This window comes from Sediminibacillus dalangtanensis (genome assembly GCF_017792025.1).
GTDB lineage: Bacteria > Bacillota > Bacilli > Bacillales > Amphibacillaceae > Sediminibacillus > Sediminibacillus dalangtanensis.
Window position 1 is genome coordinate 3,299,396 of the sequence record NZ_CP046956.1, and the last position, 21,094, is coordinate 3,320,489.

The following is a 21,094-nucleotide window of genomic DNA, read 5'->3' on the forward strand; positions in this document are numbered from 1 at the left end:
ATCAATCAATGCATCACATCGACCACAATCCTCGACGAAAACGATGGAGTTTCATAATTGACGCTGTCTGTCTTCAAATCAAAACGAGCCACAAACATATCGCCATTCCGCTCGTAGTCAATCTGTTCGATTACCGGACTGTTACTTATCCGGATGGTTCCACCACGGTCATCCAGCTCACCGCCAATTTCTCCATACGGAACTTCTAAGCGCAGCCTTCCGTCCTCTTCTTCCAACTGATAGTTCGTAATGGTTTTATTCAAATCAAAAACAACTCTTGTGTAATCCGCATGCACCCCATACCGGATATTTTCCAGCAAAGTGGTCGAGACATCCACCTGCCGTTTAGCCGTATATTCACCAAAACGAGCGTTCAATTCTCCTTTCCCTTCTTCCGAAGCTTGGAAAACACCATCGATAACTTCACCGATATCTCCTGTAACCGTCCAGTCAAGTTCGGCCGCATCGATATCGAGTTGTTCTCCATGCTCATCATATCCTTTTACCGTCAAGTCTACGCTTTCCCCAAGAGAGGCCGACACATCCAGCGGCAAAATCCCTAAAACACCTTGATCCGTGTAAGGTTTTGCCCCTTTCGGGTATGGATTGTACAACAAATACTGATTACGTACTTCTCTTGTCCATGTGTCCAATTCATCCTGCCACGAAGACATGATCTGCTCCACTGGCTGGTCGTCCAAAATCATGGCTGGTACATCCGGGTCACCGATCAAGTTGGCATAGCTGGACGTCATCTCAAACGCTTCCGGATTTTGATCGCGCATTGCATCGACCAGGTTCAGGCCAAGTGCCACCAAGTCGATTTCAGAAGGGGCGTCGATGTGAACCTGGACACCGCCGATCAGCTGTCCTTCATGTCTGCCGAACATCGGCGTATAATAAGCAGAACGGAAACTCACACCTGCCAAATCACGGTCGTTCATCTCGGCAGCCAATGCTTCCCCATCGATTCCTGGCCCACCGACCAGTTCAAACGGCTTTGTCGTCCCAAGTCCGGTAGACAGGTTAGTATCCTCGACCAATTCGGTGCCGGCGTATAAATAAGCCGACTCCTGCGTCGGAATATTCGGAGATGTCATGACCCATGGAAGGCCGGTATCTTCGTAATGCATGGTCCGTTTCCAGCCTTTCATTTTAGCCACCTTTAAATTGACGCCCATGCTGTATTCATGGTTCCACATCGTCGCCAGTTCTCCGACTGTCATTCCATGCCGAACCGGTAGTAAAAACCTTCCCATAAAGCTGACTGTCTCTTCGGAACGGAGCGGTCCTTCCACCCGGATTCCGCCAATCGGATTGGGCCTGTCCAGTACAATGACCTCTTTATCGTATTCAGCTGCTGCTTCCATGGCAAAGCCTAAGGTGTAAATGTACGTGTATACATTGGAACCAATATCCTGGATATCGAATAACAGGACGTCCACGTCTTCCAACATTTCTTCCGTAGGTTTCCAGGTCGGTCCATAAAGGCTATACACAGGAAGGCCTGTTTTTTCGTCAATATAAGACTCTACATACTCACCAGCTTCCTGGTCACCTCGGATACCATGTTCCGGACCAAAAAGCGCGGTCAGGTCAACATCCGGGTGTTCATACAGCAAGTCGCTGGTACTGACGAGGTTCCTGTCCACTCCTGTGGGATTGGTAATCAATCCTACCCGTTTCCCTTCCACCCAGTCCAGGTGTTCCTTTAAAAACACTTCTACTCCCGGTGTGACCTTCCCCTTTTTTCCTGGCTTTCCTTCCGCCTGGACAGCCGCAGCCGATACTGCCAGCAGCAACAGGAAAACGACAGCAGCTACCACAACTTTTCCTCGCTTCATCCAATTCCTCCTTGATTTAGTTTTGCTCCTGCATCTTCACGATTTCCAACAAACGATCAAGTTTTCTGTTCGTCTCGTGCTGCTGCTGATGCAACAAAATCAATTCTTCAATCAAATCTTTCTCCGACATCACCGTCATCAGATGATCTTGGGCATGCACCAGCAGGACTGGCAATACATCCAGCTGTTCAACCGCATCCTCCTGCAAAAAAGAAGTCTGAATTTTATGGGCCTTCAGCAATTCATCGGCGGCCTGTTTTCGCTTCGATTCAATCTCGTCGAATTGTCCATGTTTTGCAGCATGTAAGGCTTCATGTAAAAAAGCCTTGGCATTTCCCGCATACAAGATGATTTGCATGGAAAGATCCTCTATCTTCATTTACAACCCTCCATAATGGATCAAGCCTACTTCGTGTTGAATAAGCCAATCGCTGATTCGGCTGTCTGTAAGCAGTGCCAGTTCTTTTGCCCTAGTGAATCGATAACTGCTTTTGTTCCACAGCCACGTATCGATGAAAGCCGGATGGCACATCACTTCGGTAACACCCGGCTCCAGTTCTGAAAATAGCTGCAACAGATATTCAGCAGTTATATGGTCTTCTCCATAAAAGTCATAACGGAGATAATCGGTAGTGCTTATGAATTCCTTATTTTGCATTTCGCTGAATGTCCGGATCGGCAGTCTGTATTCCTTCGCTACTTCCGTCACTGCTTCGAGAGCGCACGGAATATGCAAATGCATATGATGATGACTGTCGATATGGGTTACCTCGATTCCTTGATCAAACAAAAACCACAGTTGTGCTTGCAATTCTTCTTTCACATCTTGCTTCTCTGCAGAGGCGATCAACGCCTCACCTTTCAAAAAATCACCATTTTCGTCTATAAGGCTTCCAGGACACGAAGACAGCGGACGGCCTGCGTCCAACACAAAATGCAAGCCGATCCCTAATGCAGGAAAACACTCCGCTGCTTGTAAAGCCTCATTGGCAAACTCCGTATTGACCATCACCGTCGTACTGGAGACAATGCCATGCTGATGTGCATAAAGAATACCGGCCGATACACCAGGAGTCAGCCCGAAATCATCGGCATTGACGATCAAATTTCGCTTGGTTTCCATGGTAAAAAACTCCTTACCCTTGTTTGGCAGTTGGGGTTGTAGTATCCTCCGCACCGCTTGCTTCCTCGTTTTGCTCCTCTGCCAGCAGCTGTTTGTCATACAAACGGAAGAAAGGATAATAGATAACCATGGCCATCAGGATATTGAAAAGCATCAGTACCCCTCCACGCCAGTCTCCGGTCGTGAGGATTCCAGAAATCGGCGGTGGCGTCGTCCACGGGACAATCACATAAGGCTTGCCGACCAAACCGAGTGACATGGAAAAATACGTGACGATCCCGACTGCCAGCGGTGCCAGAATAAACGGAATAAACAAGAGGGGGTTCATCACTACCGGAGCTCCGAATATGACAGGTTCGCTGATATTGAAAAAGCTGGCACCGATCGATCCTCTGCCAAGTCCTTTCAAATGCTTGGACCGTGCCCGCCAGACAAACAAAAGCGTCAAAGCAAACGCCATTCCAGAACCACCGACAGCCCACCAAATTGCCATAAATGGCTGGCCGATGATGTTTGGCAGCTCTTCACCGGCTTGGTGTGCCGCTACGTTTTCCTCTGTCAGGCTGTACCAAATAGGGGCCATGACACTGGCCACCACGGAAATACCATGAATGCCGAACGACCATAACAGGTGAATCAAAATAATCGCGATGATCGCTCCCCACAGACTGCCTCCAGCCATTTGCAGCGGTTCGCGCAAGACGGCGCCGACAACCCCGTGAAGTGATAGATCAAACGAAGCCTTTAACAGTAAATCGATGCCCCAGACAATCGCAATGATTGCCGCTCCAGGAATCAATGCGGTGAACGCACGCCATACGGAAGGCGGTACACTGTCCGGCATGCGGATGACGATGTTTCTTTTTTCAAAAAAACGATAGACTTCGACCGTGAAAATTGCCAGGAGGATAGCGATGAACAGACCTTCGCTCCCCATTAAGTTTAGCGGGATGTTTCCTTCCTCCGATAACGGTGTCGCCACGAAGAATGCCGCGATTGCGAGCACCCCGGCTGACAAACCATCCATTTCGTAGCTTACCGCCAAATTATAAGCAATTGAAAATACGGCAATCAGTCCCAACAACCCAAACGTGGCGTTGACCGGGATATTCAATACAGGAGCATATTGTGACATGAATTCTGCCCACGAGGGAATCGGCGGGGAACTGATGATGAGAAAAATACTGCCGATGATCAATAACGGCATCACAGCGATGATTCCGTCACGAATTGCTTTTAAATGACGCTGCTCTGCCATTTTACCGGCTACAGGCATAAAATAACGTTCCATAAATGCATTAAAACGGTCCATCTCATTTCCTCCCTTAAATGGATTGGTAGCTCTTCTTCAGTCTAGGGGGAATACCGCTCCCGCTGGTCTTTTATCGTTAAAAGGACAGCGCAAGCAATCATGGTGACAAGGCGATAGAGAATGCCTCCACAACGCTTATTGATCCAGAAGTTCCAGCGCCTGGTCGAGCACTTTTTCTCCGTCCCTGATGCCGTAGGCCTTCATATCAATGATGGCAATGGGGGTGTTTGCTGACTTTGCTTTCTTGAACAACTCGTTTTGTTTATAGCGGATCTGCGGACCGAGCAGAATGACGTCAGCCGTTTTCAATTGTTCATCCATATCATCTACAGAATAAGCGTCGACTTCCACTTCAATCGACCTGTCGGCCGCCGCCTTTTGCATCCGGTCCACGAGCAGGCTGGTGCTCATGCCCAGTGCGCATAGTAAAGCTATTTTCATCGGTTAACCTCCTGTTTGTCTTGGTAAAATTGTGGTAAATATGGTTGATTTACCTCCAGCATTTCCTCCAGCACCGCTTTTGCCTTTTCCGCGGAAGGAACCAAAGGATGAAGGGTGAGCGCCTGCAATGCAAGTCCACTATCCCCAGTAACCGCAGCATCCACTGTCAATTCCTCATAAGCCTTGACGACCTGCAGCAATCCTCTGATCTGCGGTGGGACATAACCAATTTGCAACGGTGTCACACGATGACTTTCCACCACACAGTTCACTTCGATACAAGCATCCTCCGGCAGACAGGAAATCGTTCCATCATTCCGGACGTTCAGCGTATGAATGTCCCGGGAATCAGTGTGGAGCGAAGTCATCAGCCGAACTGCTGCTTCCGAGTAATAAGCGCCTCCCCGCTGTTCCAGCGCCTGTGGTTTTTCATCAAGCGACGGGTCCCGGTAAAGCTCGAATAACTCCTTTTCCACCTTTCGAACTTGATCTGCCCTGGTCTCATGGTTGCGGTATTGTTCCAATTGCTGCTCCAGCAGCCGGTCTGTTTGGTAGTAGTATTTGTGGTAACCACAAGGGATGGCTTGCAGGGACTGCAGAAAGTCAAGATCCCAACCAAAGGACGGAATATTTCGCGCTTCATAGCTGTCGGAAACACCGGTTAGAATATCTTCTATTCTCGATTTTCCCTTCACGTATAACTCGGTGATCCAAATCAAATGGTTGATGCCGACGAAGGTGAGGCTGATGTCCTTCATGTTCACGTTGTAGGTTTGGGAGAACTTTTTGTAATAATTGATTGGATTGTTGCATAAGCCGACGACTTTGACGTTGCTGTGTTTCAAAATGGCCTCGGTGACAAGGCCGGCCGGATTGGTGAAATTGAGCAGCCACGCATCCGGTGCGAACTTTTCGATATCTTGGCAAATATCCAAAAGAACGGGGATGGTGCGCAGAGCCTTCATAAATCCACCTGCACCGGTAGTCTCCTGGCCGATCACTCCATGCTTGAGCGAAATGTATTCATCGCTCCGCCGCATTTCCAGTTGACCGACACGTATTTGGGTAATCACATAAGAAGCGTCCTTGATCGCTGCCTTCCGGTCGAGGGTAGCGGTCAGTTTTATTGGCAATCCAGCTTTTCTGATCATCCGCCTTGCCAGTTTTTCCATAATCGACAGCTTCTCTTGCCCTTCCGGAACGTCAACCAGCCATATCTCTGAAACTCCAAGCAGTTCCTGTTGCTCGATAATCCCTTCCAATAGCTCGGGTGTGTATGAGGATCCCCCTCCAATCACTGTGATTTTCATCGTTCCCATCCTTTCATCTGCAATGTTGCTTACTGCCATTCTACCTCCCTAGCCCATCCACTTGGAGAGAGACTTTTACCATTGGCAACGGTAAAAAGTTACTTGTAGCCGGTATCCCTTTAAAGGAAGAAAAAAAGCAAAGGGAATCTACACCTTTGCCTGTTCACAGTTTTTTTATTGTTTGCAGAAACGCTTTGTAGCTGGAACAATCTAACAGCTGAAGCAACTGCTTTTCATTATCGACAAGTTTGACCAAGGCCTGAAACATCGGCTTGACCTCCTGCTTTTTTTCTTTGTCGATGTTAAGCAAAAAAACGATTTGCACCAGTTTATCGGACCACTCAATTGGCTTTTTCAAGGTCATAACCGACCAGAAAGTCTGATCGGTCATCGGCTCAAGCGGGTGGGGAATGGCCACCAAGTTGCCAAAACTTGTCGGTGCATAGCTTTCCCGCTCCAGCACCGAGTCGATATACCCATCGCCAACCTTTCCGTCGGCAGTAAGGCGACGCCCCATAAAACGGATGACCTCTTCAGCGGAATTTAAATCATATTGAAGAAACGTGTACTTTTCAACCAGGTAGCGTTCGACCAGTTTTTTCTCTTTTGACAACATGTTGCGGATTTTGGTAAGATCACTATCCCCTAAAACCGTTCGCACGAGGACCACCGGGACAGGGAGTTTGCGTTTTATCGGAATGGTCGTTATCACAAAATCGATTCCTTGCAGCATTTGGTCGTTCAAGCTGTAATATTCCGTCGTCCCGGCAATTTCCAAATCACTCCCGAAGCAATCCTCCAGTTTATACAACAGTAGCTGGGCGCTGCCAAGTCCGGTGGCACAGACAATCAAACACCTGCGTGTCCGGGAAACCTTTCTTTTCGCCCGTTCTTGGGCAGCTTCCAGATGAAGTGCCAAATAACCTACCTCATGCTCATCGACCCTCACGCCAATAAAGGTTTGCAGTTCATCAGCAGCAACCAAAGCAGCCTCAAAGGAGAGCGGATAATTCTTTTTTATATCTTCAAGCAGTGGATTCCTAATATTCATTTGATGCCTGTGACGATTGATTGCCGGCTTTAAATGGAGGCAGATATGCAGCAAAAGCTCTTCATCTTCTGTGAGTTGAAAAGAATAAAGCTCATCTATTTTTTCCACCATCTGCTTTACCAACTGATACAATTCCGGGTCGACTGCAGAAGGTTCTCCCGCAATTTTGTGATCTGATCTGCTCCGCTTGGTACCCCGTAAATGAAGGGTAAGATAGATCACTTCCTCCTCCGGAAAATCCACATGCAAGCCATTTTCCACCGATTCGATGATTTCCCGGGCGACTTCGAACTCTTTTAGAGAACGCATTTCTTCCCCCTGCATTTTCGTCACTTCTACGTGGTTCTCACTCTGAATCCGCTTGCATGAGATAGCGAGGTGGGTTATAAGATTTTGCAGACTGATATCGGAAATCATGATACTATGCTTGCGAAGACTGGTTAAAATGGCCGTACGGATGTAATCCAAATCTTCCGGCGGCAAAATATCCCGCCAGTTTCCGGCCGCTTCGATGAAGGAGGACTTTTGATTGAATAAATACTCTGAAATGCAAAACCGGATGTTTGTTTCCTTGCCAATTACCTTGATGCCATAGCCAGGACGTTGGTCTATCTCCAGGTCATAGGTTTCTAAAATGGACCGGACATGCTTCAGATCGTTTTGCAAAGTCGACCGGCTGATATACAGTTCATCCGCCAACATTTCCATTTTTAGATAATCGGAATGAAATAATAGCTTCTCCATGACATAAACCGTTCTGGCTTGCGGATCATCGGGAGGTCGCCTGTTTTCTGTCTGTAGGTATTCCTGAAAAAGTTGTTGAAAAGAAGCTTCATCCTTTACCTGCAAGTGATAGCCTTTCCCTCGCTGGGACACGATGGACATGTTCTGACGGGAAAGCAATTGGTTCAACGCCTTGATTTCGTTTCGTACCGTTTTCGGACTGACCTGCAGGCTTGCCGAAAGCTCTGCACTAGTAACCGGTTCACTCGCGTCCAAAAACAAATCGAGCAATTCCTGCCAACGTTCCTTCATGGCAACACCCCTTTTTCAGAAAATTTCTACCTTTACTATAGCACGGCTGGTTTCTGCCAGGCAAAATAGAAAAGAGGAGGGTCAGTCCCTCCTCTTCTCGTTCATATATTAATACAAGCGGTGTTCTTTCAGCACTTGTCTGAACCGATCGGGATAGTTTGTGAATACTCCGGTTACCCCCCATTCCAGTGCTAGACGCATATCCTCTTCCGTGTTGATGGTATAAGGATGTATCAGCAATCCCTTTTCACGTACCTGACGGATATAGTTTGCTCCATTTTCCATTTGCTTGATGCGGTTAAAGCTTGGGCCGACTCCAATGGCATATTCCGCAATTTCATCCAGTCCGCTTGTCCCTTCCTGATCTGGTCGGCTGATCAATTGGACAAGCGGAATATCCGGATTTATTTCGTCCATTTTCAATAGGCTTTCCTGAGAGAACGACTGAATGATCACGTTGCTGGAACGTCCGTTAACACCGGTCAGTTTGTAATCCTCCAGCAGGTCGACAAGCTTTTCTTCCATTCCCGGATAGACATCAGGCGATTTCGTCTCGATGTAGTAATGCTTGCTTTTTCCGAAGTGGTCGAAAATTTCCCGTAGAGTCGGAACCTCTAAACCGGCATATTCAGGTTTGGCCAATTCCGGATACTGCTCATTAAACCAGGTCCCTGCATCCAGTTGTTTGATTTCTTCGAGTGTCATCTCTCCAACGCGGCCAGTACCATCGGTAGTCCGGTCGACGGTTTCGTCATGCATCGCAATCAGTTCACCGTCCTTTGTCATTTGCAGGTCGACCTCGATATAGTCCCCCTTCATTTCCACTCCAAGTTCATAGGCAGCAATCGTATGCTCAGGTGCATAACCGGAAGCACCCCGATGGGAAATGTTCAACATTCTTTCCTCTGGAAAAGGCAAATCTGCTTCACCCCCGGCGGCTTCCGCCTGGACAGTCCCGATTTGAGATGCTCCCCCCATCACGGCAGCTGATACAGCAAGATATGTTGCAAATTTTTTCATACCAATCCCTCCCGGATTTTTTAGCCACCGAAAAAAACAGAGAATCTCCATCAAACTTACTTCAGGTAAAAAGGATCGTTGATGTCGATTCTCTGTTTTCCACATTGCGATAGCTTAATAGATTCGGATTGGAAAACGAAATCCCTCTCACGATGCATCAACAATAGGTGGGTGTAGATGCGAACCACTGTAGATGAAATTACGCTTCCTGAACCTCCTCTTAAATCAAATCCTATCTGACTTTGTCATGCATCACAATGAGAGGCTGGTAGGAAAAAACTTCATAACATTTTTACATTCATTAGTAGAAAAGTAATGACTTGCATAGCCTTCCGGTAGATTCGAACTAACTTGGTCTCGCACCAGCTACTGTCTGTTTAATGGAAATGTCTCCTTATTATCGTTCCATTCCACTGTCACTTCTGCTTCCGTGTATTCCGTGACTTTGGCATTCGTCGGATTGGCTTCATTGCTATCGGTGAGTGTACCATTTTTCTCCAAAGTGGCACCGCTTCTTTCAAAGCCTCCGGGGATTCTACATAGTAGGGAATTTCCCCAACACTGAAAAACTGAAGTACTATGATAGATAGAATTTATAAAAATCGCCATCACACCTTGAAAACGCATGCCTTCGAAACCAGAAGAAGAGGCGATCTCCTTCCGGAAGAAACGCCCCGTTTTCTAGAAAAGAAAGCGACTTTCCATTATCTTTAGCAATTGATATCCTAATCTCGATTAGGAAGAGTATCATGTTACACCTGCATTAGCTGTATAAGGTTACCGCAAGTATCGTCGAAAACCGCTATAGTTACTTCTCCCATTTTAGTCGGTTCCATGGTAAACTTCACGCCTTTTTCCTGCAACCGTTTGTGCTCCTCATTAATATCTTGGACACCAAACATCGTTACTGGAATTCCGTCAGCAAATAACCTTTGTTGATATTCTTTGGCTGCAGGGTGTTCATTAGGTTCGAGCAATAGCTCGGTACCACCCTGATCCTCTGGTGAAACAAGCGTTATCCACCTATGTTCCCCAGTGGGAACGTCATGTTTTTTTACAAACCCCAGAGTCTCTGAATAAAATTCCAGTGCCTTGTCTTGGTCTTCTACGAAAATACTGTTCACTATGATTTTCATAAGTTTTTGCCTCCTTCGAACAATTGGTTAATTTCGGTAATACCGTTCGCTGCCGAACCCCATTTCAAATTAATCTATCCAACCTTTCAGTAAATTTTTCAATGGTTCGTTGTTGAATAGTAGTACCCGATATTTCCCCTTTCTTATGGAACTGACAAGCCCGGCATCTTCCAATACAGCAAGATGCTTTGCTATCGCTTGTCGCGAAATGGAAAGGTCATGCTTCATAATCAGACGTGTCGTAAGTTCATACAACGTCAGTTCGTTGCGTTCCGATAATTCATTTAAAATAAGCCGCCTATTCGAATCGGCCAGTGCTTTGAATATAGCGTCTTTATCCCAGTTCATATGGCTATTATAAGCAACTTGTTGGTTGCATGTCAATGATAAGTAACTATTTGGTTGCATGACATTTCACAAAGACCCTGCCTAACCACAAAAAGAACAATGCTTACTATTTCTTATGTTTTCGACTTTATACTCTAAAAAATCGCCCAAAAGGCGACTTAAAGCTTCTTTCATTATGTATTTGGTATGTTTCCTCGTATTGCTCGACAGTCCTGTAGTTAAAGCCTCCAAGGGGGAAGGTACAGTCTTAGGTTTAATTCGGCCTTTTTCTCCCAGAGGATGGGCCATCGCTGTGATAGACCTCACCTAGTTACTTTTCGGATAAATAGGGAGGTCTATTTTTTATTGGTCATTAGTACGACACATAGGATTCGGCCGTTTTTCTATTTCGGTTTGTTCTTATTAATAGAAACCGGACCTCTTAAAACAGATACTAAATTAAAAACCAGCAAAGGTCAGGTGAATCTGAAATAAAAATCGAACGTCTGACAAGATTATAAGCAGCTGAAAGATTCTCAACACCTTTGCATTAAACTCGATCACTCTTCCTTGAAAAATCTCCTTTTCTACTTCTGATCATTTCCTTTACCAAATCCTGATTAGGGCCCCCACTTACCCTTCTCCTTTCCACAAAGCATGCCGGGTCAATTATCTGCTGCCAATCTTCTTTTTTTAGCTGCACACCTTCAAGCCAGTCATTAATTTTCTCTAAAGAAATTTCATATAACTCCTTACCTGCTGTATCAGCCTTTTTTGCGATAATACTGGCTTGGCGATGCGCTTTTCGAAAAGATAGACCATAATCACGGGTCAGGACATCTGCAAGCTCTGTAATGGTGATCATGTTCTCTCTAGCTTGCTGAAAAGCTCTTTCTCTATTAAACTCCATCGTCAGCACGACAGCCCTCATCAAACGGAGCACCCGGATACCTTTTCGATAGCCCTCGTATAACATAAAAAAATATAGAAGGATCTCAAACCTTGACTTGTATATTTACTTATAAAACTATTACAAATGTATAAAAGAAAACTACTATATTAGTAGTAATTTTATGCGGAAAATTACTAGAAGTGGATAATTAATTTCCTGTTTTAGGAAAGTTTATTGAAAAAATAGGGATAAACAGAAAATAATGCCTACACTTTCCCAATATACTTCTTTTGGGAATTATAGTAAAATCAGGATTAAGAGTAATAATATTTTTAATTTTCAAATTACTCTTAATCCTAAATGATAGAGGTGATCTCCATTTAGTATTCTTTATATGTAACTTTTCCAAAGAATCTGTTTACTAATCTAAAATTTAAAGGGGGAGGATTTAAAGTGAGTAAAACTAAAAGTAAGATAGCTTTGCTACTATGTTTAGTTTCACTAAGTTCATTCATAGTAGGTGGAAAGGAAGCTAGTGCTGCTGATACTTGGAGAGGTCATTGGTCTAACGAGACTGCTATACCTTTTTTAAACAATGTGACGGGAAATACTACATTAAAAGGTCTTGTTAATACAGCCGCCATGGACAATTGGAATAATAATACATGGGTGATTGATTTTTACAGAACTTCTTATGCTTCTAATCGACAAATTAAAGTTGATAACGTAGACCTCTCTTCGGTTAGTTGGACAGGCAAAGCGGAAGGAGCTTCCTATAACTGGGATGGAAGTGGTCACTATTATGTTGTGAATATAAAGCTAAATGAGGGGAAAAACATCATGAATTATAGCCAGTCTAAGTTGAAAGGTTTAATTGCTCATGAATTTGGTCATGCAGTTGGCTTACAGCATAGAAACACTTCAAGTTATTTAATGTATCCCTATGATACTAGAAGGCAATACGTGCCAAATACAAATGAAACTTATTCTCTACAACTGCACTATGCACACCAAAAATAAAATGAAAGGGGAGAACCTGTTATGAAAATAATAAAAAGACGGTCGTTAGTTGTAATAGCTGTAGTATTAATAAGTATGTTTGCAGGTTATAATTTCTTGATAGAGGACAACATAAAAGCTAGCCCCTCTACAAATTCGAACAAAGTTGAAGTAGATGAAAGCTCTTCTATAGATCCAAACAAAGTTGAGGTGCATGCAAGCTGGGGAGATGAGTTCCCTGATGTTCAATCGTTAATCAAGTCTTCAGATATAATTTTAGTAGCTGAACTCGAAGAAAGCCTAAATTCTTACCAACCTTTTAATGGCTACGAAGATACATTTACGGATGCAACTATAAGTCCAATAGAGATGTTAAAAGGTGAAATTCCTAAAGAGCGACTAATTATATCCCAATATGGTGGGGTTAGAAAAGATGGGAAGTTTGAAGAGTTTCATGATTTTCCACTACTGGAAAAAGATAAAAAGTACCTTTTGTTCTTAGAAAAAATTGAAGATTCTACCGAAAGGAATGGTAAATACCAAGCTATTAGAGGTATTCAAGGCTTTTACACTCTTGACGAAGTTAAAAGTTCGATTAACAGTTCTGATGCTAAAAGCTTAAACATCAATGCACCAAACAAAAGTGGTATTACAAAGAAGGTTGTAGACTTAGAGTTAAGTGAATTAAAAAGTTTAATAAATGAATAAATAAGATAGAAACCCTTTTTACTAATTGGTAGTGAAAAGGGTTTCCTATTCGGTTTCATTGAACCTAATGATTATTCACTTACTAATATAATTTTAGCAACTACCTTTCCATCTGTTTTATTTTTCGTCCAAACATTCAAGCGATCATCAAGTTTTAAATCTTTAAAATTATTTACTCTGCCTCGGAAATCGGTATCTTTATCTATTAATATCTCGTAAACTGGATATGATGCTTCAGGATCTGTTGCCGGCGGAGCAATTAATATACTTGTTTCTTTAATCTCATACACAAGCATATCCACATAGTCAGGGTCTGTTGATATCTCATTCTTGCTTGGACTTTCCGTAACTGTATCCTTTGTTGTATCTTTATTTGAAGTTAATTCTATTTCCTCTTGATTACATCCTAAAAGAGTAACTATTACAAAAAAAGATAGCCATAAACTCTTTTTCACATTGAATCACCCCTTTTTTATTCAATATACAATAAATATATGAATTTAATAAGATTATATCATTACTTTGTCAAGAAATTAAAAAAGCCCATTTACCCTGTAGAGTAGAGAACTGATTTCTAGAGGGTAGCCTTTCGGCTATCTTCTTTACTTTCAGCTCCCCCACATCAAACCGTACGTTAAAACCTTGAAGTCTACGGTTCAATCCTTTCACTAAATCACGAACATCCATATATAACTTATGGCGTGGTTCGGTGTATTCCTTGATTTAGTGCGCATCTTTTTCATGGCCTTCTACACCTGTTTATTCGACTAGAAGTGACACCATTTCCTAAATCTCCTCCTATTCTATTCTTTCAAATCCATCCTTCTTCCCAAAAAGCGTATTGAAGGACGTTTCACCAGCCTTATCTGTACCGAAAGATTGGGAGATCAAAGGAGAAAAAGAAACTTTCACTCTACAGCCAGGTGAGAAAAAAAACATACCGCTTTCCGTAACAGCAGCGGAGGATGCTGATTATTATCAACCATACGGTGATTCAATTCTTCAAACCACTATTTCTTATCAAGTGAACCATGTTACCTCGACTATATCGCAAAATCCAGAAGAAACAATCGCAGTTTTACCAGAGGTTGGACTGAAAACGAATCCGGAGACATTAGCGATAAATAACTGCTCAATCGAGAGAAGCTGTAGATGTCGAGGTAGATGTTACAAACTATACGCAAGATTCGTTGGATACAACCATTTCCCTGCAGCTTCCCAAAGGGTGGGAACAAGCAAGCGGCAAAAACGTTTCCTTTGAGAAAGGAGAGACAGAAAAAACCGTTACTTTCTCCATTGAGCCACCAGAGGATTTAACAGATAAACCTTTTGTCATTACTCCAACTGCTGAGGTGGATGGAAAGCTTCTACAAAAACAAGTTCAAGAAATAGCTTATGAGCATATTGGCACCTTTTACAATATACAAAACGCAGATTTAAATGGGTTGGCGTTGAATTTAGAATTTCCACAAGATCTTCAAGTAGGATACATTGATTCAGGCTTTGACAAAGTAGCGGATAAGTTGTCAGAAGTCGGAATGGATGTAACCAAAATCGAGGATTTGGCAACCGAGGACCTGTCAAAATTTGATACAGTCGTAACGGGGATACGTGCTTATCTTTCGCGGGAAGACCTGGTACAACAGAACGACAGGCTTTTAGAATATGCCCAGAACGGCGGACATGTGGTGGTTCAGTATCATAAACCGGGAGACAACTGGAACCCAGAGAATACTGCTCCATATCCCCTTACCATAGGATCCCCGTCTATTGAATGGAGGGTAACAGACGAAGCATCCGACTATACTATTTTGCAGCCCGACCACCCTCTATTCAATCAACCAAATCAGATTACCGAACAAGACTGGGAAGGCTGGATTCAGGAAAGAGGATTATACTTTCCGATGCAGTGGAATGACCAATATGAAACTTTCCTAACAATGACAGACCTCGACGGAGACCAATTCGAGGGCGGTATTTTGCTGACTGATTATGGAGAAGGAACTTACCTCTATACAAATCTTGTCTGGTATCGACAAATCCAGAACCTCGTTCCAGGTGGATACCGGATTTTTACTAACTTAATTAGCTATGACGGAAATGAAGAATAACCAATTTGAACAGAAAGCTAATTACAAGGAATTAGTTCCGCAATGACTAACAAAAGAGAACGCTTTTTTGGAAGGACGTTTCCAAGCGTTCTCTTTTTTCAAATGACTAATATACAAGGGGGCTCTTGTAAACAATCAGGAGGTTTACTTTAGAAAAGAAACGTAACCGAGCAGCATTAACAAAGCGTATAAAGTAAATCCTGTACCAATAAACAGAATGATAAATCTCATGATAAATCTAACGATACGATTCAATTTAGAAGGCATAAAAAAATCTAAAGTCCCTACTGATAAGAATAAGATGCCTATCATCAAACTGATAAATAGCTCCAAATGAACTCACCTACCTAGTTATGCTCTATACTTTTTCCATCTGCTCATGAAAATACGCCTTGAACATCCCTTCCAATTAGTACAATTATAAAGATAATCCGAATACTTTTTATTTAGTGTATAGGATCAATAGACATTAACCAAGCATATCTCATGTAGCCCTATTAAAATCCCAGCATACTGAAAAGATATCCCCCAATCACCCCAATTATAACAATAAGCCAAGCTGGGACCTTCCATCTGTTCAATAAAGCAAATAAGATGACTCCAAGAGCGAAATCGGCCGCATCGAAAATCGAACTGTTGATGACCGGGTCATAAAATGCTGCTAATAAAATGCCAACCACACTCGCATTGACTCCCATCAGTATCCCTTGGAAGGCCGACCTCTGGCGCAAAGCATTTAAAAATGGCAAAGCCGCGATGATCAATAAAAACGATGGCAGAAAAATACCCACTGTCGCGACAATTGCTCCCGTTATTCCTTCCATCATGGTCCCCAGGTAACTAGAAAAAGTGAACAACGGACCTGGTACTGCCTGAGCCATTCCATAACCGGCAAGAAACTCGTCAGGCGACAACAACCCCGGCGGCACCACTTCCCTCTCGATCATTGGTAACACAACATGACCACCACCAAACACTAAAGACCCGACACGGAAAAACATGTCGAAAATATCCAACAACCGATTGTCGGTTGTACGTGTGATCAATGGCAAAAAGACAAGGCAGGTAATCAGGATTCCTAACGAAACAATGCCGGTTTTCTTAGAAATTGTCACAGAAAATGGTTCTACGTTAGATTCTGCTTTATCCTTGAAAAGTTTTAACCCCAGTAATCCGGCTGCGAGTATGATGGCAATCTGCATCCAGGCTGATGGATACAACAACATCACAGCTGCCGCAACAATAGCAATCGCCAATCTGGTTTTATCAGGTGTCAGTTTTTTCCCTAACCCTATCAATGCATGAAGAACAACGGCTGCAGCGACAATTTTCAAACTATGGATAAACCCTGCGTCGTCAAGCGTGAATGTTTGGTAAAGCATCGCAAAAACGACAAGTATGACAATGGACGGTACAGTAAACCCGAACCAGGATATCAATCCACCTAAAAGCCCGCCGCGTAGCATACCGATTGAAATACCGACCTGACTGCTTGCCGGACCAGGAAGGAACTGGCACAACGCGATAATATCCGCATAGGTTTTTTCAGTAAGCCATTTCCTGCGATCGATATATTCATCCTTAAAATAAGCTAAATGAGCTACAGGACCACCGAACGAAGTTAACCCTAGCTTGGTTGAAGCAATCAAAATTTGCAAGAGTGGGTGTAGATGATTTCGTTTCTTCAATTGTTTTGGCATTTCTTTTCACCGTCCCTATGTAATTTCTTTAAACAATTCATATGCTTTTGCACGAGCTTCCTGAAGCACAACATCTCCCTTACTTGTTATGCGGTAATATTTTCGTATCTTTCCTTCTACGTTTACCTCTTCTTTATTTAATAGTTGATCCTTTTCCATGCTGTGTAAAATCGGATACAGAGTCCCTGCGCTAATTTCATATCCATGCTCGTGCAATTCTTCCAGCATCCATGATCCATAAATCGCATCTTCTTTCGCATGGTGTAAAATATGAATTTGAATGAAACCTAAGAATAGTTTCCTTAATACTTTATTATCCACTTTGATTCTCCTTTTCCGATATGGAGGAACGACGAAAACGAAATTCAATATCGGTTTTCGATATTGATTATATAAAACAGGAAAAGTAGTGGCAAGCAGGTTGGGATAATTTTAGAGAAACTCAATTAATTTAACAAAGGTGTAATAAAGTCTTCCAAAGGGGGGAAGGGTGAAATTTTTAATGGCTGATACAACTGGTTTGCTATTTCCTATTCTACAAAATACGCCAGTAAGTGATTGGATAATAAATGAACAAAATGCATTCCAAAGAATGGTAAACCCTTCTGCCGACCTGCTCGTTTAAAAAACGTATTAAAAAAACACCCTTGAACGAGGATGTCCTCATTCAAGGGTGTTTGGTTTGCCTGGCGGCGTCCTACTCTCGCAGGGGCAAAGCCCCAACTACCATGGGCGCTGGAGAGCTTAACTGCTGTGTTCGGCATGGGAACAGGTGTGGCCTCTCCGCTATTGCCACCAGACATCGGTATGCTTTTAAGAAAGTGTACCTTCAAAACTAGATAAGAAGGAAGACATCAACGAACTTCACACGTTTGAATCCAGCTCTGCGGGCCGAAGCCCGCGACGCTTTTTGTTTTAATCCAGTTACGGCTCCTAACAGCTAGTGTATAGTTCATCCAGCTTTTCGTACGCTCAAAGCGGCGTACTACCATCTGGCTGATCTATCCATACGCTGTTGACCAGTCGCCTTCACTTTTTTATTTTAAGTTAAGTCCTCGATCGATTAGTATCCGTCAGCTGCACGTGTCACCACGCTTCCACCTCGGACCTATCAACCTCATCGTCTCTGAGGGATCTTACTCATTTAAAATGATGGGAAGTCTCATCTAGAGGTGGGCTTCATGCTTAGATGCTTTCAGCACTTATCCCTTCCACACGTAGCTACCCAGCTATGCTCCTGGCGGAACAACTGGTACACCAGCGGTGTGTCCATCCCGGTCCTCTCGTACTAAGGACAGCTCCTCTCAAACTTCCAACGCCCACGACGGATAGGGACCGAACTGTCTCACGACGTTCTGAACCCAGCTCGCGTACCGCTTTAATGGGCGAACAGCCCAACCCTTGGGACCGACTACAGCCCCAGGATGCGATGAGCCGACATCGAGGTGCCAAACCTCCCCGTCGATGTGGACTCTTGGGGGAGATAAGCCTGTTATCCCCGGGGTAGCTTTTATCCGTTGAGCGACGGCCCTTCCATACGGCACCGCCGGATCACTAAGCCCGACTTTCGTCCCTGCTCGACTTGTAGGTCTCGCAGTCAAGCTCCCTTCTGCCTTTACACTCTGCGAATGATTTCCAACCATTCTGAGGGAACCTTTGGGCGCCTCCGTTACTCTTTGGGAGGCGACCGCCCCAGTCAAACTGCCCACCTGACACTGTCTCCGGACCGGATCACGGTCCTGGGTTAGAAGGTCCGTACAGCCAGGGTGGTATCCCACCGGCGCCTCCACCGAAGCTAGCGCTCCGGTTTCTAAGGCTCCCACCTATCCTGTACAAGCTGTACCAACATTCAATATCAGGCTACAGTAAAGCTCCACGGGGTCTTTCCGTCCTGTCGCGGGTAATGCGCATCTTCACGCATAGTATAATTTCACCGGGTCTCTCGTTGAGACAGTGCCCAAGTCGTTGCACCTTTCGTGCGGGTCGGAACTTACCCGACAAGGAATTTCGCTACCTTAGGACCGTTATAGTTACGGCCGCCGTTTACTGGGGCTTCGGTTCAACGCTTCGCCTTACGGCTAACGCGTCCCCTTAACCTTCCAGCACCGGGCAGGTGTCAGCCCCTATACTTCGCCTTACGGCTTCGCAGAGACCTGTGTTTTTGCTAAACAGTCGCTTGGGCCTATTCACTGCGGCTTCTCGCAAAAGAAGCACCCCTTCTCCCGAAGTTACGGGGTCATTTTGCCGAGTTCCTTAACGAGAGTTCTCCCGATCACCTTAGGATTCTCTCCTCGCCTACCTGTGTCGGTTTGCGGTACGGGCACCTCTTTCCTCACTAGAGGCTTTTCTTGGCAGTGTGAAATCAGGAACTTCGGTACTTTATTTCCCTCCCCATCACAGCTTGAGATTGCCGGACGGATTTGCCTATCCGACTCTCTCACTGCTTGGGCGCACATGACCAGCAGTGCGCTTTCCTTATCCTTCTGCGTCCCCCCGTCGTTCAAACGGAAAGGAGGTGGTACAGGAATATCCACCTGTTGTCCATCGCCTACGCCTTTCGGCCTCGGCTTAGGTCCCGACTAACCCTGAGCGGACGAGCCTTCCTCAGGAAACCTTAGGCTTTCGGTGAAAGAGATTCTCACTCTTTTTTCGCTACTCATACCGGCATTCTCACTTCTAAGCGCTCCACCAGTCCTCACGGTCTGACTTCGCTGCACTTAGAACGCTCTCCTACCATTGTTCGCAAGAACAATCCGCAGCTTCGGTGATACGTTTAGCCCCGGTATATTTTCGGCGCAGAGTCACTCGACCAGTGAGCTATTACGCACTCTTTAAATGATGGCTGCTTCTAAGCCAACATCCTGGTTGTCTAAGCAACTCCACATCCTTTTCCACTTAACGTATACTTTGGGACCTTAGCTGGCGGTCTGGGCTGTTTCCCTTTCGACTATGAACCTTATCACCCATAGTCTGACTCCCAAGATCGAGTGGCTGGCATTCGGAGTTTGACTGAATTCGGTAACCCGATGAGGGCCCCTAGTCCAATCAGTGCTCTACCTCCAGTACTCAACTCTTGAGGCTAGCCCTAAAGCTATTTCGGAGAGAACCAGCTATCTCCGTGTTCGATTGGCATTTCACCCCTACCCACACCTCATCCCCGCGTTTTTCAACACGCGTGGGTTCGGGCCTCCAGTCAGTGTTACCTGACCTTCACCCTGGACATGGGTAGATCACACGGTTTCGGGTCTACGACCCCCTACTCTATTCGCCCTGTTCAGACTCGCTTTCGCTGCGGCTCCGTCTATCCGACTTAACCTTGCAGGAGATCGTAACTCGCCGGTTCATTCTACAAAAGGCACGCCGTCACCCATTAACGGGCTTCGACTACTTGTAGGCACACGGTTTCAGGTTCTCTTTCACTCCCCTTCCGGGGTGCTTTTCACCTTTCCCTCACGGTACTGGTTCACTATCGGTCACTAGGGAGTATTTAGCCTTGGGAGATGGTCCTCCCGGATTCCGACGGAATTCCTCGTGTTCCGCCGTACTCAGGATCCACTCCGGAGGAAACAATCTTTCAACTACAGGGCTCTTACCTTCTTTGGCTGATCGTTCCAGATCGATTCGCTTAAACTGTTTCTTGTTAACTCCGATGGAGTGTCCTACAACCCCAGAGAGCAAGCTCTCTGGTTTGGGCTGTTTCCGTTTCGCTCGCCGCTACTTGGGAAATCGCATTTGCTTTCTCTTCCTCCGGGTACTGAGATGTTTCAGTTCCCCGGGTCTGCCTCGCCTATCCTATGAATTCAGATAAGCGTCCTGCCCCATTACGGGCAGGGGGTTCCCCCATTCGGAAATTCCCGGATCAATGCCTACGTACGGCTCCCCGAGACATATCGGTGTTTGTCCCGTCCTTCATCGGCTCCTAGTGCCAAGGCATCCACCGTGCGCCCTTCTTCACTTAACTTATCGTTCGTGAATGACGTGTTACTTCAATGTCGTTGAATGTCTTGCATTTCTTATCTAGTTTTCAAGGTACAAGTAAGGGAATTGATCCCTCAAAACTGAACCAAACAACCAAGTATGTCCTG

18 protein-coding genes and 2 rRNA genes are annotated in these 21,094 nt (G+C 44.9%); 3 read left to right on the forward strand and 17 right to left on the reverse strand.

Annotation, left to right across the window (positions count from 1 at the left end):
* Positions 1-5: 5 nt before the first annotated feature.
* The 12 genes from ERJ70_RS16355 to ERJ70_RS16405 all read right to left on the reverse strand — a co-directional run bounded on the left by ERJ70_RS16355 (position 6) and on the right by ERJ70_RS16405 (position 11,509).
* Positions 6-1,844, reverse strand: coding sequence for an exo-beta-N-acetylmuramidase NamZ family protein (locus ERJ70_RS16355; RefSeq protein ID WP_209365842.1), 1,839 nt, complete (start codon positions 1,842-1,844; stop codon positions 6-8).
* Between the two features lie 16 nt (positions 1,845-1,860).
* The gene (locus tag ERJ70_RS16360) at positions 1,861-2,223 is read right to left on the reverse strand and encodes a PTS lactose/cellobiose transporter subunit IIA (RefSeq protein ID WP_209365843.1); all 363 of its coding nucleotides are present in this window, start codon (positions 2,221-2,223) and stop codon (positions 1,861-1,863) included.
* On the reverse strand, positions 2,224-2,967 hold the full coding sequence (locus ERJ70_RS16365; protein ID WP_209365844.1) for a carbohydrate deacetylase: 744 nt from the start codon (positions 2,965-2,967) through the stop codon (positions 2,224-2,226).
* 13 nt (positions 2,968-2,980) lie between these two features.
* Positions 2,981-4,279, reverse strand: a complete 1,299-nt coding sequence (gene celB / locus ERJ70_RS16370; RefSeq protein WP_209365845.1) for a PTS cellobiose transporter subunit IIC — start codon at positions 4,277-4,279, stop codon at positions 2,981-2,983.
* Positions 4,280-4,414: 135 nt separating this feature from the next.
* Positions 4,415-4,720, reverse strand: a complete 306-nt coding sequence (locus tag ERJ70_RS16375) for a PTS sugar transporter subunit IIB (RefSeq protein WP_209365846.1) — start codon at positions 4,718-4,720, stop codon at positions 4,415-4,417.
* Entirely contained in the window at positions 4,717-6,039 is a 1,323-nt protein-coding gene (locus tag ERJ70_RS16380) for a 6-phospho-beta-glucosidase (protein WP_209369469.1), read from the reverse strand. The genes ERJ70_RS16375 and ERJ70_RS16380 overlap by 4 nt, the downstream gene beginning before the upstream one ends.
* 154 nt (positions 6,040-6,193) lie before the next feature.
* Positions 6,194-8,116, reverse strand: a complete 1,923-nt coding sequence (locus ERJ70_RS16385; RefSeq protein WP_209365847.1) for a BglG family transcription antiterminator — start codon at positions 8,114-8,116, stop codon at positions 6,194-6,196.
* A 108-nt stretch (positions 8,117-8,224) separates the two neighbouring features.
* The gene (locus ERJ70_RS16390) at positions 8,225-9,136 is read right to left on the reverse strand and encodes a glycerophosphodiester phosphodiesterase (protein WP_245208035.1); all 912 of its coding nucleotides are present in this window, start codon (positions 9,134-9,136) and stop codon (positions 8,225-8,227) included.
* A gap of 366 nt (positions 9,137-9,502) precedes the next feature.
* The gene (locus ERJ70_RS20130) at positions 9,503-9,637 is read right to left on the reverse strand and encodes a hypothetical protein (RefSeq protein WP_256439054.1); all 135 of its coding nucleotides are present in this window, start codon (positions 9,635-9,637) and stop codon (positions 9,503-9,505) included.
* Between the two features lie 251 nt (positions 9,638-9,888).
* Positions 9,889-10,272, reverse strand: a complete 384-nt coding sequence (gene glxB, locus ERJ70_RS16395) for a methylglyoxalase (protein ID WP_209365848.1) — start codon at positions 10,270-10,272, stop codon at positions 9,889-9,891.
* Positions 10,273-10,341: 69 nt separating this feature from the next.
* Entirely contained in the window at positions 10,342-10,620 is a 279-nt protein-coding gene (locus ERJ70_RS16400) for an ArsR/SmtB family transcription factor (RefSeq protein ID WP_209369473.1), read from the reverse strand.
* Positions 10,621-11,149: 529 nt separating this feature from the next.
* On the reverse strand, positions 11,150-11,509 hold the full coding sequence (locus tag ERJ70_RS16405) for a hypothetical protein (RefSeq protein ID WP_245208214.1): 360 nt from the start codon (positions 11,507-11,509) through the stop codon (positions 11,150-11,152).
* 435 nt (positions 11,510-11,944) lie between these two features.
* Here ERJ70_RS16405 and ERJ70_RS16410 point away from each other — a divergent pair, with 435 nt between their 5' ends.
* Positions 11,945-12,511, forward strand: coding sequence for a M57 family metalloprotease (locus ERJ70_RS16410; protein ID WP_209365850.1), 567 nt, complete (start codon positions 11,945-11,947; stop codon positions 12,509-12,511).
* A gap of 21 nt (positions 12,512-12,532) precedes the next feature.
* Entirely contained in the window at positions 12,533-13,198 is a 666-nt protein-coding gene (locus tag ERJ70_RS16415) for a hypothetical protein (RefSeq protein ID WP_209365851.1), read from the forward strand.
* 71 nt (positions 13,199-13,269) lie between these two features.
* Here the strand turns inward: ERJ70_RS16415 and ERJ70_RS16420 are convergent, their stop codons facing one another.
* Positions 13,270-13,653, reverse strand: coding sequence for a hypothetical protein (locus ERJ70_RS16420; protein ID WP_209365852.1), 384 nt, complete (start codon positions 13,651-13,653; stop codon positions 13,270-13,272).
* Between the two features lie 735 nt (positions 13,654-14,388).
* On the opposite strand from ERJ70_RS16420, the gene ERJ70_RS16425 reads away from it, so the two are divergent.
* Entirely contained in the window at positions 14,389-15,309 is a 921-nt protein-coding gene (locus ERJ70_RS16425) for a DUF4350 domain-containing protein (protein ID WP_209365853.1), read from the forward strand.
* A 497-nt stretch (positions 15,310-15,806) separates the two neighbouring features.
* Here the strand turns inward: ERJ70_RS16425 and chrA are convergent, their stop codons facing one another.
* The 4 genes from chrA to ERJ70_RS16445 form a co-directional block, all read right to left on the reverse strand.
* Positions 15,807-17,009 (reverse strand): chromate efflux transporter, encoded by a 1,203-nt coding sequence (gene chrA / locus ERJ70_RS16430; RefSeq protein ID WP_209365854.1) that lies wholly within the window; start codon positions 17,007-17,009, stop codon positions 15,807-15,809.
* 15 nt (positions 17,010-17,024) lie between these two features.
* Entirely contained in the window at positions 17,025-17,330 is a 306-nt protein-coding gene (locus tag ERJ70_RS16435) for a PadR family transcriptional regulator (protein WP_209365855.1), read from the reverse strand.
* 363 nt (positions 17,331-17,693) lie between these two features.
* Positions 17,694-17,809: ribosomal RNA gene (gene rrf / locus ERJ70_RS16440) — 5S ribosomal RNA — on the reverse strand.
* Between the two features lie 243 nt (positions 17,810-18,052).
* Positions 18,053-20,970: ribosomal RNA gene (locus ERJ70_RS16445) — 23S ribosomal RNA — on the reverse strand.
* Between the last annotated feature and the right edge of the window lie 124 nt (positions 20,971-21,094).

Excerpts from the sequence above, each read along its gene's own strand:
- ERJ70_RS16385 (WP_209365847.1), bottom strand. The coding sequence starts at position 8,116 with ATGAAGGAACGTTGGCAGGAATTGCTCGATTTGTTTTTGGACGCGAGT.
- ERJ70_RS16390 (WP_245208035.1), bottom strand. The coding sequence starts at position 9,136 with ATGAAAAAATTTGCAACATATCTTGCTGTATCAGCTGCCGTGATGGGG.
- ERJ70_RS16360 (WP_209365843.1), bottom strand. The coding sequence starts at position 2,223 with ATGAAGATAGAGGATCTTTCCATGCAAATCATCTTGTATGCGGGAAAT.
- ERJ70_RS16405 (WP_245208214.1), bottom strand. The coding sequence starts at position 11,509 with ATGGAGTTTAATAGAGAAAGAGCTTTTCAGCAAGCTAGAGAGAACATG.
- ERJ70_RS16400 (WP_209369473.1), bottom strand. The coding sequence starts at position 10,620 with ATGAACTGGGATAAAGACGCTATATTCAAAGCACTGGCCGATTCGAAT.
- ERJ70_RS16375 (WP_209365846.1), bottom strand. The coding sequence starts at position 4,720 with ATGAAAATAGCTTTACTATGCGCACTGGGCATGAGCACCAGCCTGCTC.
- ERJ70_RS16380 (WP_209369469.1), bottom strand. The coding sequence starts at position 6,039 with ATGGGAACGATGAAAATCACAGTGATTGGAGGGGGATCCTCATACACA.
- ERJ70_RS16415 (WP_209365851.1), top strand. The coding sequence starts at position 12,533 with ATGAAAATAATAAAAAGACGGTCGTTAGTTGTAATAGCTGTAGTATTA.
- ERJ70_RS16355 (WP_209365842.1), bottom strand. The coding sequence starts at position 1,844 with ATGAAGCGAGGAAAAGTTGTGGTAGCTGCTGTCGTTTTCCTGTTGCTG.
- ERJ70_RS16365 (WP_209365844.1), bottom strand. The coding sequence starts at position 2,967 with ATGGAAACCAAGCGAAATTTGATCGTCAATGCCGATGATTTCGGGCTG.
- glxB (WP_209365848.1), bottom strand. The coding sequence starts at position 10,272 with ATGAAAATCATAGTGAACAGTATTTTCGTAGAAGACCAAGACAAGGCA.
- celB (WP_209365845.1), bottom strand. The coding sequence starts at position 4,279 with ATGGACCGTTTTAATGCATTTATGGAACGTTATTTTATGCCTGTAGCC.
- chrA (WP_209365854.1), bottom strand. The coding sequence starts at position 17,009 with ATGCCAAAACAATTGAAGAAACGAAATCATCTACACCCACTCTTGCAA.